Source organism: Adonisia turfae CCMR0081, from assembly GCF_011009555.1.
Taxonomy (GTDB): domain Bacteria; phylum Cyanobacteriota; class Cyanobacteriia; order Phormidesmidales; family Phormidesmidaceae; genus Leptothoe; species Leptothoe turfae.
In genome coordinates, this window is record NZ_QXHD01000004.1 from 4,674,222 (window position 1) to 4,691,630 (window position 17,409).

At 42.9% G+C, this 17,409-nt stretch carries 14 protein-coding genes; 1 reads left to right on the forward strand and 13 read right to left on the reverse strand.

The window, feature by feature from the left end:
- Positions 1-73: 73 nt before the first annotated feature.
- The 9 genes from DXZ20_RS38550 to DXZ20_RS24115 form a co-directional block, all read right to left on the reverse strand.
- Positions 74-880 (reverse strand): tetratricopeptide repeat protein, encoded by an 807-nt coding sequence (locus DXZ20_RS38550; RefSeq protein WP_348918775.1) that lies wholly within the window; start codon positions 878-880, stop codon positions 74-76.
- A 3-nt stretch (positions 881-883) separates the two neighbouring features.
- Positions 884-1,588, reverse strand: a complete 705-nt coding sequence (locus tag DXZ20_RS24080) for a tetratricopeptide repeat protein (protein ID WP_163701435.1) — start codon at positions 1,586-1,588, stop codon at positions 884-886.
- Positions 1,566-3,302, reverse strand: a complete 1,737-nt coding sequence (locus DXZ20_RS24085) for a tetratricopeptide repeat protein (protein WP_163701438.1) — start codon at positions 3,300-3,302, stop codon at positions 1,566-1,568. Before DXZ20_RS24085 ends, DXZ20_RS24080 begins: the two co-directional genes overlap by 23 nt.
- 11 nt (positions 3,303-3,313) lie before the next feature.
- Positions 3,314-4,864 (reverse strand): tetratricopeptide repeat protein, encoded by a 1,551-nt coding sequence (locus DXZ20_RS24090; RefSeq protein ID WP_163701441.1) that lies wholly within the window; start codon positions 4,862-4,864, stop codon positions 3,314-3,316.
- 173 nt (positions 4,865-5,037) lie between these two features.
- Positions 5,038-6,945 carry a tetratricopeptide repeat protein gene (locus DXZ20_RS24095; RefSeq protein ID WP_163701444.1) on the reverse strand — a complete coding sequence of 636 codons (1,908 nt, stop codon included), beginning with the start codon at positions 6,943-6,945 and terminating at the stop codon, positions 5,038-5,040.
- Positions 6,946-6,963: 18 nt separating this feature from the next.
- Positions 6,964-9,180: a tetratricopeptide repeat protein gene (locus DXZ20_RS24100; RefSeq protein WP_163701447.1), complete on the reverse strand. Its 2,217-nt coding sequence runs from the start codon at positions 9,178-9,180 to the stop codon at positions 6,964-6,966.
- Positions 9,181-9,386: 206 nt separating this feature from the next.
- Entirely contained in the window at positions 9,387-11,240 is a 1,854-nt protein-coding gene (locus tag DXZ20_RS24105; RefSeq protein WP_163701450.1) for a tetratricopeptide repeat protein, read from the reverse strand.
- Between the two features lie 116 nt (positions 11,241-11,356).
- Entirely contained in the window at positions 11,357-13,342 is a 1,986-nt protein-coding gene (locus DXZ20_RS24110; protein WP_163701452.1) for a 5'-methylthioadenosine/S-adenosylhomocysteine nucleosidase family protein, read from the reverse strand.
- A gap of 189 nt (positions 13,343-13,531) precedes the next feature.
- The gene (locus tag DXZ20_RS24115; RefSeq protein ID WP_163701455.1) at positions 13,532-13,789 is read right to left on the reverse strand and encodes a hypothetical protein; all 258 of its coding nucleotides are present in this window, start codon (positions 13,787-13,789) and stop codon (positions 13,532-13,534) included.
- 643 nt (positions 13,790-14,432) lie between these two features.
- On the opposite strand from DXZ20_RS24115, the gene DXZ20_RS24120 reads away from it, so the two are divergent.
- Complete coding sequence (locus DXZ20_RS24120) at positions 14,433-14,678, forward strand: hypothetical protein (RefSeq protein ID WP_163701457.1); 246 nt, start codon at positions 14,433-14,435, stop codon at positions 14,676-14,678.
- 102 nt (positions 14,679-14,780) lie between these two features.
- Here the strand turns inward: DXZ20_RS24120 and DXZ20_RS24125 are convergent, their stop codons facing one another.
- The 4 genes from DXZ20_RS24125 to DXZ20_RS24140 are packed head-to-tail and all read right to left on the reverse strand — an operon-like array spanning position 14,781 to position 17,285.
- Positions 14,781-15,173 carry a hypothetical protein gene (locus DXZ20_RS24125; protein WP_163701459.1) on the reverse strand — a complete coding sequence of 131 codons (393 nt, stop codon included), beginning with the start codon at positions 15,171-15,173 and terminating at the stop codon, positions 14,781-14,783.
- Between the two features lie 39 nt (positions 15,174-15,212).
- A complete protein-coding gene (locus DXZ20_RS24130; RefSeq protein WP_163701461.1) occupies positions 15,213-15,605 on the reverse strand; it encodes a hypothetical protein in 393 nt (130 codons plus the stop codon).
- On the reverse strand, positions 15,606-16,148 hold the full coding sequence (locus DXZ20_RS24135) for a hypothetical protein (protein WP_163701462.1): 543 nt from the start codon (positions 16,146-16,148) through the stop codon (positions 15,606-15,608).
- Between the two features lie 9 nt (positions 16,149-16,157).
- Complete coding sequence (locus DXZ20_RS24140) at positions 16,158-17,285, reverse strand: hypothetical protein (RefSeq protein WP_163701465.1); 1,128 nt, start codon at positions 17,283-17,285, stop codon at positions 16,158-16,160.
- Between the last annotated feature and the right edge of the window lie 124 nt (positions 17,286-17,409).

The window sequence follows — 17,409 nt, forward strand, 5'->3', positions numbered from 1 at the left end:
AAATACTTTTGTATTAATGTTTATTGCTATATTCTGCCAAGCCCATAGCAAATTGCCCACTTAAAGGTACGTTTTATTCCTCAAATAAATATTTTCTTAATCTTGAAATGGCTTCCTCCCCCTGAATTTGCTCAATAGTCACCAAATGCTGCTCCAGTAATTCGGTATAGGTTTCAATGCCAGTTGTAAAAGCAATTTGGGTCAGTAGTACCATAACCGTTTCAACCTGTGGAGCACCCAAGGCATCAAATATCAGCAAACTATGCAGTAAACTATCCATCGCCTGGACAAATTGCTCAGATAGCCGATAGGTATCCCCCAAATTGCACAGAGCCGCAGCCTGCCCCCAACTATCTCCAATTTCTTGCGCAATTTCTATGCTGGCTTGCTGACAGTCAATGGCCTCTGCATAGCTCTCCAAACAAGTATAGGTATTACCTAAATTACTCAAAGCATAGGCCTCGCTCTCACGATTCTGAAGACGACGAGCCAGTGCTAGCTTTTGCTGAAGATGCGCTAATGATGCAGCATAATCCCCTAACTCCTTAAACAAGGTGCCCATATTGCCTAAAGCCTTTTCTTCTCCTTCGAGATACTGAATCTCACGGGAGATTTCAAGTTGTCGCTGATAATGTCGTAAAGCCTCTTGTTTGTTATCCAACGCCATGTAGACATTGCCTAAACTACCTGAGGTAGCAGCCATGGCCTTTTGGTCCCCAATTTGAGCACTGATACGTAAACTACTCTGGAGCAGATCCTCAGCCATGTCGTTTTCCCCAAGAAAATAATGGGCGACACCTAAATTTGCTAGGGCATTCGCTTGCCCTGCTTGATCTTCTAACCCAATGGCAATGTTTAAATGCTGCTGATGATAGGCAATAGCCTAGTCAAACTGCCGTTGAGATCGCATCACCACACCCAAATTTCCCAACAGCTCCCCTTCACCTTGTTGATCGTTGAGTTGTCGGGCAAGGACTAATGCCTGCTCATAGTAAGTGGTAGCTGCATCATATTGCCCCAAAAGCCCACACAGATTACCCAGATTACACAGCCCATTCTGTTGAGCATCTAAATCTTCAAGCTGACTGGCAAGCATCAAATGCTGACTATGGTAGTCAATGGCCTGATTGTAGTTGCCTAGACTTTGATGAGCCAGCCCCAACCCATTCAGACAAACCATATCCGTTTCTGGGGTGGAATGTCCGAATAGCTTCTTGTATAGCTGAATCTGGATAGGGTACTGGCCCCAATGTCCAAGCTGCATATGGAGTGGTTCGGTAATGGCCCCTTCCAAGGGACGATTTACCACCTGAATAGGAAGAAATAATAGTTCAGCCGCTAGTTTCCACTGATTTACTGAACATAGGTGATGAAAGGCTTCGAGCAATCCTTTCATATGCTTTAGATTACTGGCTTCTGTGTAAGGCTGATAGCTGATTAGCCAGTTTTGAACGGCTTTGTAGTTAGCACGTTCAACACGGGATGCTTGGATGTAGCGCTCGTCGGTCCTGGCGATTGCCAGGTGGGATAAGATAACGTGCCCTGCTTCTGCTAGATCGTCTGTCTCAAGAATTGTTTGATTGGTCATAAAGCAACATCTCTTTTAGTTCTTGACAGTCTTGAGCCAGGGGAATTCCTAATTCTGTAGCGATGGTGAGGGCGCGATCGCAAGCTATATAAGCATCATCCAGTTGTCCTAATTTTTGGTATACCTCCGTCATTCCATAGAGCACAAGTGCCTCGGTAGCACTCTCCCCAGTTTCTCTAACAATAACCAGTGCTGAACGTAAGTAGTTCAAAGCATCTGAAAATTGCTTATCTTGAACTACTGTAAGCCCTAAATTACAAAGTGTTCTACCTTCACCTTCTCGATCTCCTATCTTTCGAGTAATCTCTAGGCTTTTTAAGTAACACTCAATGGATTCATTGTATTTTCCCAAATCATCGTAAGCATTGCCTAAATTCAGATAGGCCGTAGCGATACCTCGGTCATCATTAAGTTTTTCCGAGAGATTGAGGTGTAATTTAGAATATTCAACACAGTCCCAAAAACGGTCTGTAAAGAAGTAAATGTTGGAAATATTGCCGACAGCATTGGCTTCTCCTTGTACATCGTTAATTTCTCTTGTAATAGACAAATGTTGTTGATGCATATCAAGAGCCTTTTGGTATCTCCCTTGATCACAATATACAAGACCTAAATTTCCTAAAGCATTCCCTTCTCCCTCCCTATCACCAATCATTCTGGCAATACGCAAGGCATTGTTGAAATTGTCTATCGATAGGTTATATTCAGCAAGAGAATAATATGCAAGACCTAAATTAGAAAGAGCATTGCCTTCTTGCCACAAACTGTGAATTTCACGCGATATCACTAACTGCTGCTGGTGATATTCTACGGCTTGTCTATGATCACCCAATTTGTCGTAGACGTTCCCTATATTGCCTAAAGCAATACTCTCAATCTCGCGATCCTGGAGCTGTTTCGCAATTCTCAATTGGTTCTGATTAAAATCGAGTGCCTTGTGGTAATCATTCATGTACCTGTAGGCAGAACCTAATCCACCTAAAGCGAATGCTTGCCCCTTGAGATCATTGATTTCCTCAGCAATTTTTAGAGATCTCTTATGATACAGAGCAGATTTTTTATATTGACCAATAGAAGCATAAAGGTTACCAAAATTTCCAAAACTATTGCTTTCAGCTTTCTTTGTCCCTAACTGTCTTGAAATTTGGAGGTTTTGTCTAAATAATTCTCTAGCCTTTTCATTGTTGTTTAGAGACATGTAAACATTGCCTATGTTGCCAAGGAGAATACCTTCTCCTTCAAGATCTTGTACTTCTCGTCGTAACTCTAAGCTTCCTTCATAGTAGTGAATAGCGTCCTCATACTTGCTAAGTGTGTTGAAGGCGTTGCCAATAATATTAAGATACGTGCTGTCAGTATCTTGATTTAACTTACCTATAATAAGCAGACATAACTCGATTTGCTCTTGATAGTAGCCCCAGTTTCCTAATGTTAGACATAGCTCATCATCATCATCAGAATCTCCTACTTTGAGCTTAAGAACTGTCTCAGCCTTATTCCATTCATTAAGTGTGCCTAGGTGATAATAAACTTCTAAAAAGGGTTTGACTTGTGCAAGATTAGATGAATCAGGGCTTCTGATATTCTGAGTTAACCAATTTAAAATAGCTCTGTAGTAGGCCCTGCGTTTTCTGGGCTTAAGTTCTTTTAGAGTAGAGATTGGTAACTGAAGCTCTTTTAGAAGCTCCTCTTTAGCACTTTTTAAGTCAATCAAAATATTTCCTGTTAGATTAGTGGGTTATGAAGCAACTGCTCTTTAAATTCTTGACACTCTTGGGCTAATGGAACGTCTAATTTTGTAGCTATGACGAGGGCGCGATCGCAATACTCTAAAGCTAAGTCAACTTGAGACTTTTGGTAATGGAGTTTTGCTAAATTGTGGCAAGATTCAGCGACACCCTCAATATCTCCAATATCCTTAGATATGGCTAAAGATTCCTGAAAGTTTGCCAATGCTAGTTCGTATTTTCCAAGTTTGACTTGAGATTCCCCTAAATTACCCAGAGCAATTGCCTCTCTGGGGCGGCTACCAATTTCCTGAGCAATAACTAGAGCTTGGTGATAACACTCTGCAGCATTCTGATATTGCTCAAGCGAGTAATAAACGACCCCCATATTACCTAACACTGCCCCTTCCCCATTACGATCACCAATTTCTTGGGCGATAGCAAGACGCTGTTGATAGTAATCTATAGCTTTTGGATAGTTCTTGAGAGTAGAGTAAGCATTTCCTAAATTACCTAGTGTGATACCTTCCAAACATCGATCTCCGCTTTGTTGAGTAATCACTAGTTGTTGATGATAATGCGTGATCGCTTGACCATATTCTCCTAAAGAGTAGAAATAATTGCCCAGGTTACCTAGAGCATTTGCCTCTCCAGTGCGATTATTAATTCCCTGCGCAATGGCTAGCCCTTTTTGGTGATACTTCAATGCTTCATGATGTTTTCCCAAAGCACGATAGACACACCCTAAATTACTTACTACTACACCTTCTCCTCTACGATCACCAATCTCCTTCGAGATTGACAATTGCTTCTGGTAGTATTCAATTGCCAAATTATATTCTCCTAGGACATTGTAAGAATTTCCCAAATTTCCAAGTACTCTGCTCTCTCCCATTCGATCACCAATCTCTTTCGAGATTGGCAATTGCTTTTGGTAGTATTCAATTGCCAAATTATATTCTCCTAGGGAACTGTAGCTAGTTGCTAAATTTCCTAATGCTTTGCCTTCCCCCTTGAGATCGTTGATGTCATGAGCAATCGCTAAGCACTTCTCATGATACTCAATAGCTTCTTCATATCGCCCTAGGGCATTGTAAATGGCCCCTAAATTGCCCAGAGCATTGCTTTCCATGCTGGGATCATTAAGTTCATGGGCAATACTTAAACATCGCAGGTGGTATTCAGCTGCTTTTGGGTATTGCCCCAAGTAATCATAAACAACTCCTAAATTTCCTATTGCGATACCTTCTTCATAGATATCATTACTTTTCTGAGTAATGACTAACTGCTGTTGATGGAAATCAATTGCCTTTTGATAATTGCCCAACGCTGTATGTATACGCCCTAAGCCACTCCAACACAAAATATCCCAGGTATCGTCTATTTTTCCTATGAGTCTGGTATACAAGTCAATGGCTTCATGGTAGTAGCTCCAAGTACCTAACTGGCTATGGAATTCTTCTTTGCTGAGAGTGTTGTATTGAAAGGTAAGAATTTTACTGGCCCTTTGCCAGTCTTCTACTTCACAAAGATGGTGAAATGCTTCCAAGTAACCATGTACTTGTTCTAAATTGGATGCTTCTGGTGGATAGATGTATTGCGTGAGCCAGTTTAAGACTGCTCGATAATGGGTGCGCTTTAGACGAGGGTGAAGGCGCGATATTCCCTGTTTATCGATATCGAGTATGCTTAAAGCCTCTTGGGGAGCCAAAGTGATATTTTTCATATGTTGTTTTCTTTCTCATAATCCTTTCTTGCGGTTTGCCGTTTCAGTAAATCTTCTTTTAGCTTTTGGCAATCTTGGACCAGAGGAGTCTCTAATTCTATAGCGATGGAAAGAGCGCGATCGCAATATTCTAGAGCATCTTGAAGCTGCCCTTTGCCCCCATAAAGTTGGGCTAAACTAGCTAAACTCTCCGCTTCAACAGCTCTGTCACCAATCTTTGAGCAAATCGTCAATGCCTGCTTTAGATACTCTAAAGCTGTATCATATTGCTGAATATGTACCAAAGTATCTCCAATAGCACTGAGAGCAGAACCCTCTGTACCCAAATCTCCAATTTCTTGAGCAATTTCAAGGCTTTGATGCATGAGCATAAGAGCTTTCTCATGATGATCTAGGCCCTCTTCCACAAGGCCTAAATTCATTAAAGCTGTCCCTTCTGCAGCCCGACTTCCAATCTCCTGTGCAATTGTAAGGCTCTGTTGATGGTACTCAAGCGCTTTGGGATAATTCTTTTGAGACAGGTAAACATTGCCTAAGCTACCTAAGGTTTCACCTTCTGATAATCGATCACCAATCTGTCTGGCAAGTTTGAGACTGTCTAGGCTATAGGCAATTGCTTTCTCGTAATTACCCAACATATAGTGTATATTTCCCAAACTTCCAAGGGCAGCATTTTCGCCAGCCTGGTCTCCAATGCCTTGTAAGGTTTCCATACCTTTTTCAACATGTTGAATGGCGCTTCGATATTCCCCTAAGAAGAACAGAATATCTCCCAGATTACCAAATGCTCTTCCCTCACCCTGTTGATCCCCAATCATTTGAGCAATAGATAAGCTTTTTGAATGGCATTCTAATGCTTTTTGATATTGGCCAAGAGCCGCATACACAAGACCTAGGTTTCCTAAAGCTTCCCCTTCGCCAGCTTGGTCCTGAGTTTCTTTTGCAATGGTTATACTACGTTTATGGTACTCTAATGCTTTGCTGTACTCCCCAAGATTTTCATAGGCCATGCCTAATTTTCCTAGAGCAATTCCTTCACCCAGACGATCTCCGATATCTTGCGACAATTGCAGGCAGTCTTCAAAGTAATCGATCGCAGTGGAAATATCACCTAAGGAGAGATAAACAAAACCTAAATTTCCTAGAAACCGTTCTATAGCAAACCAGTCTTCAAGCTCTTCCAGTTGCTCTAAACTTTGTTCGTAAATCTCAATGGCTTGAGAATATTGCCCGAGTGAATAATGACTATTCCCCAAATTGCCCAGGAATGTCGCTTCTGCAGCCTGATCACCTGCTTTTTGCGCTGCTTCGATGGCAAGTTGATGATATTCAATAGCCTTTTGATATTGACCGATTGAATCATAGACGTTTCCTAGATTGCCTAAAGCTCGACCTTCACTTTTAAGGTTTTTTATCCCTTGGCAAAGAAGCATACTACTTTCATAGTACTCAATTGCTTTAGTATGATTACCTAGGGCTTGATAAGCATTACCAAGTCCTTGTAAACAAAAGATCTTAGATAATGGATCTACGTGTTCAAATAGTGTTGTGTATAATTCGATCTGATGTTGAAAGTAACTCCAAGTACCGAGCTGATTGTCCAGGTTTTCTTCTAGTGCAGGACTTAAGGATAGAGAAGAAAGGGCTTTGGCATGATTCCAGTCTTCTACTTTGCATAAGTGATGAAATGCTTCTAAGTAGCCCTGTACCTGTTCCAGGTTAGAGGCTTTATTCCCAAGTTGATAATAGACGAGCCAATTTTTGACTGCTCTATAATTAGCTCGTTTCAGACGAGACAAAAATTTCTTTTGTTCTGCTATATCCGCTTCAATCGTTTCCCAGAAACGTATTCCTGGAATTAAAATAGAATAAACCTCTTCTAGCTGAGTTTCATTTAAGGCCATATTTATGCGGTCTTTAAATTATTTATCAATAGGCGGATTTTTTGTTTTGAGTGTCTGAACCAGTTTTTGCTTTAGTGCTTGGCAAGCGTTTAATAATGGGCTATCTAGAGTAGTTGCGATCTCAATCGCTTTTTGACAATGCTCTAACGCCTGCTCCAGATTGCCTAGTACGTAATGCAATTCTGCCAGACTTCTCAAGGCTCTTGCTTCAGTAGTAGTGGCTGACATTTTCCTAGATTTCTCTAATGCTTCTAATAAATACGTCTGAGCTTCTGAGTACTTTTCTAGCTGTAGCAAGGTGGTGCCTATGTTGTTCAGCATTGTTGTCTCATCAGATTTTATCTTCAGCTCTTGAGCAAATGCCAAACTCCGTTGATAAAAGTCCAAGGCTTGTTCATATTCACCAACATAGAAACCGATATCCGCAATGCCTGCTAAAGCTAGCCTTTCCTGATTACGATCATTCGTTTCCCAGGCAAGTTTTAAGCTTTGTTGTTGAGATTGCACCGCATTAGCATAGTCCTCTAAATCCAGATAAGCATTACCAAGGTGTCCAAAAATGGTGGCTTGACTACCCTGATCCTCAATAGACTGCGCTAATTCTAAGGCTTGTTGGTGGAGTGAAACTGCTTCCTGCGGTTTACCTTGAACATGGACGACGGTTCCTAAACCACTCATCGCCTGACAAGTGCAGCGGTTATCTCCTATGGCCCGACTGATACTAAGCGCCTGAGTGTAGTGCTTATCAGCCATGACATAGTCACCTTGGTCAAAATAGGCACTGCCCAGAAAACAATACGATGCGGCCTGTCCTCGACGGTCATGTAACTCTTTAGAGATTTGTAGGCTATCTGTTTGTAGTTTGATTGCTTGTGTATATTTGCCAAGGGATTGAAATGCCCTGGCTAGATTTCCCAAAGCATTACCTTCAGCTTGACGATCATCCAGTTCCTGTGCGATCGCTAAATGCTGCTTGTGGTATTCAACAGCTTTCATAAAGTCGCCGAGTCCTGCATGGGCACTACCCAAATTTCCCAGGGCTTCACCTTCACCGCGATAATTATCATGGGTGCGAGCCAGGTCCAGGGTCTGTTGATGACAGTCAATAGCCTGTTGATACTGGCCAAGACCATAGTAAGCTAGCCCAAGATCACCCAAAAACATCTGCACTGCTCGGTAATCCTGAAGTTGTTTGAGGATGTCTAAGCTCTTTTGTAGATACTCAATCGCATCGTGGTATTGGCTTAAGTAGTAGTGATTAAGTCCAATGTTACCCAAGGCGTAGGCTTCTCCTTGATGGTCCTTGATGTGAGCAGCAATTTCAGCATGTTGCTGTTGAAGGGTAATGGCTTCTCTATAGGCTCCCAAAGAAGTTTGACTATTTGCTAGACCATTCAGACAAATAACATCCCAAGTAGAATCAACTTTGTACAGAAGATTTTTGTAGAGTTCAGCCTGTTCAGAATAATGGCCCCATGTTTTGAGTTGGTTATGAACTGCTTCAGAGGTAGGGGTATTTAAGTTGACCGAGATAAGTTGGCTGGCAGCTTTCCAGTTATCTGCTTTACTAAGATGGTGAAAGGCTTCTAGATAGCCTTTAATTTGTTCAAGTGTCTGACTGTCTTTAGAAGCACGATATTTTGTTAACCAGTTAATGACAGCACGATACTGAACACGATGGGGATGCTTGCGATCTCGCTTCAGTTCAGTTGCATTAATGCCTAGGGTGGATAGTACCGATTCTCCGCTAGGAGTAACAGAAGAGATTTCTTCTGGCAGAGGTTGATTTAGTGCCTGGTATACCTGGCGTAGAATGCTTAGGGCATTAATTTCTAAAGATAGATGGTGAACCTGTCGCGCAGCCTTTAAGCCCTGCTGGGTATAGGTGACGGTTTCATCAGTTTGCTTAAGCTTCCAATAGAGGTTTCCTAGGCTAATAGATGAAGCAGCAATTAGCCATTGGTCGCCAATATCTTCTGCGAGCTCCAAACAATACTGATGCGTTTGTCGCATTAACGGGTACTGACTATTAGAAGGTTCGATTTTTTGGTAAGTCCAACCTAAGCCGAGTAATATATTGGCTTCTAGCGATTGATTATCCAGAGTCTGAGCAAGTCCTAAGGCTTGTTGATAAACATTGACTGCCTTGGAGTAATCTCCTTCTGCATAATGTTTTGCACCTAGCTGATTTAGCTGTTTTGTCAGCTCTAAGGAGTTGATATTGACCTTAGCCATTTCAGTTGCATTTGGTTTTGACTGAGAACTCCTCAAAGTCATCGTCTAGTTTATATAGGTATCCTAGAGACAGCTTCTAATCATATAAATCTATCTTAGCGCGTTCTGATTATCACTGATACGCTTAGAACAGCAAGCTTCAGCGCTGCTTTCAACTACTGTGCCCGAATCATTCATCTCAAGTTTAGCAATATCATTTCTCATGTCTAAGTTGCTTCGGAAAGAAGTCTATCTTTGAGTGCTTGACAGTTTTGAGCTAGAGGAATCCCTGATTCTGTGGCGATAGTTAGAGCGCGATCGCAAAGTTTTATAGACCGGTCCCATTGTTGAACAGCTTCACAAGTAATTGCCAACTTTAATAAAGCCTCAACATAGATAGACATATCATTCAGTTCTTCTTGATTTTGAGACAAAATATCTACACTCTGCTTGTAAGCACTCAGAGTCTTATCAGTATCGTCTAGTTCTACATATAGATCGCCAAGGTGTAGCAATAAGGATGCTTCCATGGCGGGATAGTCAACTTCGTTAGCTATAGCCAGACCAGTCTCGTAATAATTGATTGCCTTGTCATATTGTTCAAGGGCCAAGTGAGCTAATCCTAAACGTTCTAGACTTTCACATTCCCCGTCATGATCTCCAATTTCTTGGCGAATTGTTAGGCTTTGTTTGAAGAGTTCAATGCTTTTGGAATAGTTGTTTGTGGATAAGTAAAGTTCACCTAAACCTTCTAGATATTCACTTTGGGCTGGATAATCGTTTAACTGTTTTGAAATGCTTAAACATGTTCTGAAACATTCAAAAGCTTTCTCTACTTGCTCTAATTCAAGATATATTTCAGCGAGATGTGCACATGCAGCTTCCTGTCCAGTAATATTTTGGATACGTTGATCGATTTCTAGACTTTGCTTATAAAAAGTAATGGCTTGTTCAGTTTCTCCTGTAATTGAGTGAAGATTCCCTAAGCTTCTGAGAGATTTACTATGCCAAAAGTGATCTTGAATCGTGAGTGCGATATTTAAACTTTTCTGATAAAAAGTCTTGGCGAGACTATAATCACCTTGACGATGGTAAATATTGCCTAGAAGCTCTAGGCAACTTTCTTGATTGCGATATGAGCCAATTTCCTCTGCAATCATCAGACTGTCTTGCAAGTATTGAATAGCTTTATCACTCTCTCCAGATAATGAGTAGACCTTCGCTAAGCCGCTTAGGGCAATTTCCTCATCTTGACGAACCTCTAATTTTTTAGCTAGTTTTAAGCTTTCTTGAAAATGGCTAAGAGCTTGTTCTAAATTGCCACGAATAATATGTACTGATCCAAGACTGCTCAATATTTGACATTTTTCTTGGATATTATGAAGTGATTCCGCTAAGGTAAGTGCTTGCTCAAAATAGTCAACCGCTTTGTCATAGTTAATAAGATCGACATAAGCATTGCCTAATGCTTTGAGACAACCTGTTTTTATGCGCGCATCTCCAACTTTCACTGCAATACTAAGGCTTTTTTGCTGATGTTCAAGTGCTTTCTCAGCATTACCTAGACCTGTACTGGCTAATCCAAGGTTACCTAAATATAAACATTCTAATGAGGCGTCATCGATAGATTGGGCAACTTTCAGACCTTGCTGATAGTGTTCAACAGCTTCTTTAAAGTCCCCAAATGTCAGCCATGCATTTCCACATGTATTTAGTAAGATGGCATCTTCGCGTGGGCTTAATTTATGCAAGATTTGTTGGCTTAGCTTCAATGCCTCCTGATGGTATCCCCAGGTTAGAAGTTGATTATGGAATTGCTCTTGTGTAGGTGTATTTAATTGGATAAAAAGAATTTTGGATACTCGTTCCCATTCCTTTAGTTCACAAAGGTGGTGATGAGCTTCAATTAGCCCTTTGACTTGATCTATATTGTTCTCTCCGGATTTGGGGTGATATTTAGCTAGCCAATTAACAGTGGCTCTATAATGAATTCGCTTCTGGGTTTGCTTAATAGAGCCTATATCAACAGAATCTAGGCCAACTACACTAAGGAGTTCTGTTCGAGACAGGATAGATGACATGGGTGTTGATTGATTTCAAAATGGATGCTCTTTAGGACTCTTTAAAGCGATTTAATATAGTCTTCTGTGAGAAGACACGGTTTACTGAACTAAATGAATAAAAGTATATTTTGAGTTTAAAAATCTTCAAAATCATCATCCAGCTTTTCCAGACATTGCAAAGATAAACCTCTGACTAGGTTGTGCTGTTTCAACATGATTTGATTATCAGTGATAATTTGTTCAACCAAGTACCGTTCTCGGAGAGCATCTAGAGCCATTATCTGTTGGTCTGTATCCCTGTCCCAATCTTCTAAATGACTTAGCCAGAAAGTCTCTGGCACTTCACAACGATAAACAGAGGCTTCGCATAAAAGGATATAAGACCATTTAGCTCCCTCTTTCAGGCGCTCAAAAGTTTGCTTCAAACGGTACTGAACATTATCTCTCAGTGTTTTCGTAAACCGATCAAGCTTCCATTGATCGTCTGCACCCTGTTGTGCATTACCTTGTCTGGCTTCTTCAATCGCGTCTAAGACTTCCTGGACTTCGTCACCGTAACGATTCCAATAAGCGATGACATTACCATGAAAGGGGGTATTCTTGATTTCTCCTCCAATGACCCTTAGCGCTAATGGGTGACCTTCATAAGCTTGACCAATTTGTTCCAATCGCTCTCTGCTTTCAGAGTTGTCACTAATATCCAAACCTATTTTTTGAAATAAATTTATTTGCTCTGTTTTTGCTAATCCGCTAAGAGGTTGAGCATGCCAGAAATTTTGAGATCGTGTCCCAACTTTTCCTAACTGACCAGGCATATCTTGGGTTGTCAGAATAAAACAGCTTTGGCAGGAGTCTGTCTTCAGGTAACTTGTGAAGAACTTGAGCCACCACTCATCTTTGAAGTCATTCCATCCTTTCTCTTCATCACCCTGCAAAATATTTTCCAGAGAGTCCATTTGGACCAGATAGCGATTTTCGCGCAAATAGCTAATAGTTCGGTTCATTAGCCGCTCAGGATCTTTACGATCATCAGGCGTAACCAATTCGCCCCATTTTTCTAACCAACGGGCAGCCACACTAATAAAGTCACCACTCTGTTGATCATTATCAAAATTTTCCTGATGGTAATGGGACCAGTCATTACCTAACCAGTCAATGACCTCTACGGATAGGCGTTCTCCAAGTGCAGTTTTACCAATGCCAGTAATACCCAATAGCATGAGTAATCGACAGTTACCTTGAATAAGGGTACTCAAATCTTGAATCAAGTTTATTCGACCAACCCATCCATCGTCATATGCAAAGAAACTAGGACGAGAAGCTGGTTCGGTAGGTTTTGATTCTAGTTTGGTAGATTTAGGGGCTTTGACTTCTAACTTTGACAAAATTTCAAAGGCAAATGCGCTAGCATTCTGTGAAGCTCGCTCCTGCCGGTCTTCTTCATTACCTTCGACTGGGTCGTCTGCATTTTTATCTTTAATGAGATCGGAGATGCCACGAATTACCAAAGTCTGGATATCAGGGTAAGCAAAGGCAGCTTTCAGGAAACCATAGCCTTCCATTTCGACTGCGATCGCATCATTATATGTAGCCCGCAAAAACTGAAATAATTCAGACTCACGGGATGCGATTACCTTTTCTCCAGCTGCAATAGGAGCTACAAATCCTTTGGGTTTAGTGCTAGCATCACCAATTATCCGTTTGACCCACTCAGCTTTTCTTGCTTCCGCCGTAGCCCTTTGAACAATGGCATTGGAAGAATTTCCAACTTCAGGGCGGCTTGAAAACGTTTCACCAACTTTGCCAGACTCATATCCATAGACTTTAGTGGCAGCCACGACAGAGCCGACCTTAACGTCTTTTATTCCCCCCGCAATGCCCACAAAAAGTAGTACATCGGGTTTGAAGTGAGCAATGGCCCGTTCTGCTTCAACGGCGGCCCCTGTATTGCCAGCCCCTACCTGAGCAAGACCTACATCCCATAGCTGAGTATCCGTTACGAACTTTCCCCGTTCATAAATCATCCCTTGGGGATGCGTGTCTTCCTCAAGATCTGTCAAATGCTCGCGTACAGCCAAGTACTCAACCGGCAAGGCTGTCAGGATTACAGCAAGGGGCATGGGCTTTATTTCAATTTAGCTTGATGTTCACTATTCTGGCGATTTCAACTTGAAATGCCAAGGGACTAAGGTATTTCTTTGCTTTTTGATCTACTACAAATGGGTTTTCACCATTGCTGTCTTATTTGTTGAATTTAACAAGCAATAGAGTGAAATGGTACAAATTTTCTGCTATTAAAAGTAAAAATTCTATCTCTTATGTGTTCTCTTTTGATTACTCAAAAGAGACTTTTGGTAAATTGCAATAGCTCTACCATGGGCAACAGGATCTTCTCGGTTATGCAACCAATCCTTTAGAAGCTCAAGATTATAGCGAATGCAACGACTGTTGATCCTCACCCAGTGGAGACCTTCAATCCATTCGCCACTGCGACGATAGCGCTTGAGTGTCGAAGCACTCATATTCAAACATTCTGTTGCTTGACGTTTACTTGCAAAGAGAAGCATGACGCTACTCCTAACCGTTATTGGTCAACTCCAAAATCGGCAGATGTGTGTGAGAAGGTTCTTGCTGCTATGCCAGTAAACCCTCAGCAGTCCTGATAGCTTCTATATTACGATCAATGCTGAATCTATGCGGACGAAGAAATATTGCTTAATTTAGTTTGTGGTTGAATATTTCATATAGGCGAAACGTCAACTTTTTTAACCTATATGCCTGAACTCAACCTATCTAAAGCTCTGGGTTTTGAAGAAACCTACCAAAGTTGTCAGCATAAAGTGACTATGTAAGGACGCCAACCAGTTATACCTGGTTGATTGATCAGCATAACTCTCAAAACTACTGGTTTAGCTGGACTTTAGCTCCTATCAAAATCTAAACTTGCCTAGCTCATTGCCCCTTGACTCAGTCAGGCGTTGTGGCTAATCTAAGCCTTAGGCTGTTCACGGCCTTACTACAGAGCCCATAATTTAGCGCCATCGGCAGGTGCAGCAACACCATGCCGATGACATACGCCCTCCAAGCTGAGCGAGCAGCCTGGGAACGCAGGTTTAATGTACCTGATGCCACCCCGGATTGCACCTATGCAGGGGGTGGCTATCTTATGGCTCTGGTTTCCTTCTCGTCGTTTATCGGAGATCAGAGTCCATGTTTATCGAAACTGACCAGGGCGCAGATGCGCCTACGGATCAACCTGTCAGCGTAACTTTGCCAGAGCATAACTATGAAGATGTTCGAGTACTGCTGCTAGGTAGCCTGACATCGGTGCAAAATACCATCGCCCTACTGTTTAAGCTCAACTACGCAGAGCCTAACGACTGGAGCCGTCCTTTGGCCACGGGTCGGCCTAATGAAGTGATGGCTATCTTAACCAAGCGGGTCAGGGTGGATTAGTCTCTTGCCGACCTAATTTACAGAACAGTCATCATTCTCAGCTCGCGATTCATCTTCTTAAGGAGATGGATCGCGAGTTCAACCAAGATTCCCAGACGTGATTTAACTGGTGACTGCTGAAGCACTCTGTTTCTGCTGGGGTAAATATCTTGGTTGTTGTTTGAACTGCTTGAACGCGTCTCGCACTGTGTATTTTGCATAGCGAACCATGGCCAGTATTATCACGTCTTTTTCATAGACCTGATACTGAATAAACGGTCCCTGAAGTAGAGTAATGGCTACGTTCATAGCCGGTTTTCCAAGTCTGAGTGCGGTCAAGGCCACTGAGTCATCTAGTTTGATGGCAGCCCACTCATTAACAATAAAGCGCTGGTATAGCTCGATATAGTCAATATCAGGTTCTCCAATCACCTGTCGGCTAATCTCTAAATAATCGTGCCGTGCGGCCTGAGCTTGTTGGGTCCTACATGTATGAGGCTTAGGAAGACGTTTCATACGCTTTTGAGTTTAGCTATCCGTCATCAAAATCACTCGTTAGTCAATTTCTAAATCAGCCTTTCGAGATTTTATCGGTTTCGTTCCCAAAGACTTCGCCTTCTCTACTTGCTGCAACACTTTCATCACGGTCGATCTCACATATTGACTCATTGGTGGAAGTGGCACCTTATTCTGATGTACGTGGTACTGCAAATAGGGACTTTGATGCAAAATCCCCGATACCACCTTTGGCGAATGTCCTGACGTCAATCCTTTCAGGGCAACTGCCTCATCCAACTTAATCGCTGCCCAGTCATTTTCAGCAAACCGCTGATAGAGCACACCATATTCGAGGTTTGGGTCTCCAATGACCCGCCGCGCCAGGTCTAAATACTGTTGCCTCGCGACCACCCCACGCTCACTGGCCGGTTCCTTTGGTGTTAATGCCATCTATCCCGCAAGCTCCGAATTATCGATTATTTCGCCAAGGGCTAATTCTCCAAGGGCTGCTGCCTCATCAAAATCCACTCCCTCGTTCTGGGGAATGGCGTCACTCTCCTCAGATGAATTCTCTACTGAAACTTGTTGGTCTCCACCTTGGGAGGCCAATACCCCGGTCACAATAAACTGCTGTAACACTTCACCCATCGTCTGCTGAATCGCCTGCTTCAACTCGGGACTCACCTGAGCTGTCTGGGGAGACTCGATGCTAAAGGTTTGACAGATCAAATCAATCTGACGACTGAGTGCCGCCACCGATTCTCTGGCCATTCCTTGCAGTTCGTCCTCACTAAGATCTTTCATCGCCTGATAGGCAAAGGGCTGCCAAAACGCTGACATGGCTTCCAGTCCCTTATGCTTACCCAGGCGGGCAGGTATCTGTTCATTCTGAATCAGATACTCAAACACCACCCCAATGGGCTTATCGAGATCCGCATTGTAGGAAAACAAAATCCGCTGGCGTTCCGTGTTCGCTTGTCGTTTCCGGGGCATTGATGTCTCCTAGGCCGTTACCTTGCATAGCTTACCGATGAGGCCCTGAAATAGGCCGTAACCGTCCACCATTCGTAACGGTAGCGTTGGAATAATGGCCGATTCCGGTAACTGATTGGCAATGGCCGTGAGCTGAGACTGACGGCCATCGGCAAAGGTGACTCGCTCAGTAAGATTCAGATCATAAAAGTAGTCTTCCAACCTGGGGCGCAATACATGGGAGGCTCCACCACTGACGGTGATATCCACGGCTGCATTACCCAGTTGCTTAAAGACGTGGTCCTGCAAATGCACCTGTACCGATTGCCAGTAGGTTTGCCGTACCGCTTCGGCCAGCTCACCAAAATCATAGAGACTGCCCCGCGACTGGGAAATCTGCTGATTGTGTCCCGTCATCAATGCATTCATTAAGGCCCCATAGTCAGCCGTTGTGACTCCTAGCGAGTCAGCCGTCTTTTCAAATATTGGCCAGAATCCTGGACCATTAGAGCTGGACGATGCTACTCGCAATGAGCCACCTTCAAAATACAGTGCCGACAAATTCCGGTGTCCCATCATCAGCACCATCATGCAGCGCTGGGCAATGGACTGGCCCACCGATTCCAACCGCTGCTTATGTCGAAGATACAAGCCAAATCCTTCAGGAAAGAACTTCAGTGATAGCCCTATCCGCTGAGGGGTATCTCGAAACTTAAAGCCGGACTGACAGAGTGCCTTCAGTTGTTCGGCTACTTCATTACGGGTGCGAATTTCTGTGAGGGGCAATGCTAACCAGACGGTTGCATCGTAGTGGGTGGGCAGTTCTTCGGCGGTTGCGATCGCACCCAACGCCGCCGCAATCTTATACGCCGCCATCTGCGATTTCTTGGCCATCAGACTATTGGTTTCCAGAAATGCCTTCGCCGCATCCCCCACTAACACAATTTCATCATCCAACTGTAACCAGGCACACTCTTGAGGCCGACCTGAGGCATTCAAGCTAGGCACTGAAACCGACGATAGTCCATCGGCTACTTCCGCCCCCATCCATAGGGGCACGGTTTGGCCTGGATGCACCCGATAGAAAAACTTTGAAGCCGACGAACCCAGGTCCGCCGCCAGATAAATCTGTGGATTTGCAACTGTAGTTAGAGTCATGTGGTTCTCCAATTCCGACACCGCCCATGCTAAGGGCATTAAACCAGCATGGATATAAATGGATAAATAATGAAATATAGTTGACCAAATAATAGACATATTGGTTAGTATTGGAATTAGATTT

What these genes read in the sequence shown, in the direction of transcription:
- DXZ20_RS24080 (WP_163701435.1), bottom strand. Translation starts at nt 1,588, where the DNA reads ATGACCAATCAAACAATTCTTGAGACAGACGATCTAGCAGAAGCAGGG.
- DXZ20_RS24095 (WP_163701444.1), bottom strand. Translation starts at nt 6,945, where the DNA reads ATGGCCTTAAATGAAACTCAGCTAGAAGAGGTTTATTCTATTTTAATT.
- DXZ20_RS24100 (WP_163701447.1), bottom strand. Translation starts at nt 9,180, where the DNA reads ATGGCTAAGGTCAATATCAACTCCTTAGAGCTGACAAAACAGCTAAAT.
- DXZ20_RS24105 (WP_163701450.1), bottom strand. Translation starts at nt 11,240, where the DNA reads ATGTCATCTATCCTGTCTCGAACAGAACTCCTTAGTGTAGTTGGCCTA.
- DXZ20_RS24110 (WP_163701452.1), bottom strand. Translation starts at nt 13,342, where the DNA reads ATGCCCCTTGCTGTAATCCTGACAGCCTTGCCGGTTGAGTACTTGGCT.
- DXZ20_RS24115 (WP_163701455.1), bottom strand. Translation starts at nt 13,789, where the DNA reads ATGCTTCTCTTTGCAAGTAAACGTCAAGCAACAGAATGTTTGAATATG.
- DXZ20_RS24120 (WP_163701457.1), top strand. Translation starts at nt 14,433, where the DNA reads ATGTTTATCGAAACTGACCAGGGCGCAGATGCGCCTACGGATCAACCT.
- DXZ20_RS24125 (WP_163701459.1), bottom strand. Translation starts at nt 15,173, where the DNA reads ATGAAACGTCTTCCTAAGCCTCATACATGTAGGACCCAACAAGCTCAG.
- DXZ20_RS24130 (WP_163701461.1), bottom strand. Translation starts at nt 15,605, where the DNA reads ATGGCATTAACACCAAAGGAACCGGCCAGTGAGCGTGGGGTGGTCGCG.
- DXZ20_RS24135 (WP_163701462.1), bottom strand. Translation starts at nt 16,148, where the DNA reads ATGCCCCGGAAACGACAAGCGAACACGGAACGCCAGCGGATTTTGTTT.
- DXZ20_RS24140 (WP_163701465.1), bottom strand. Translation starts at nt 17,285, where the DNA reads ATGACTCTAACTACAGTTGCAAATCCACAGATTTATCTGGCGGCGGAC.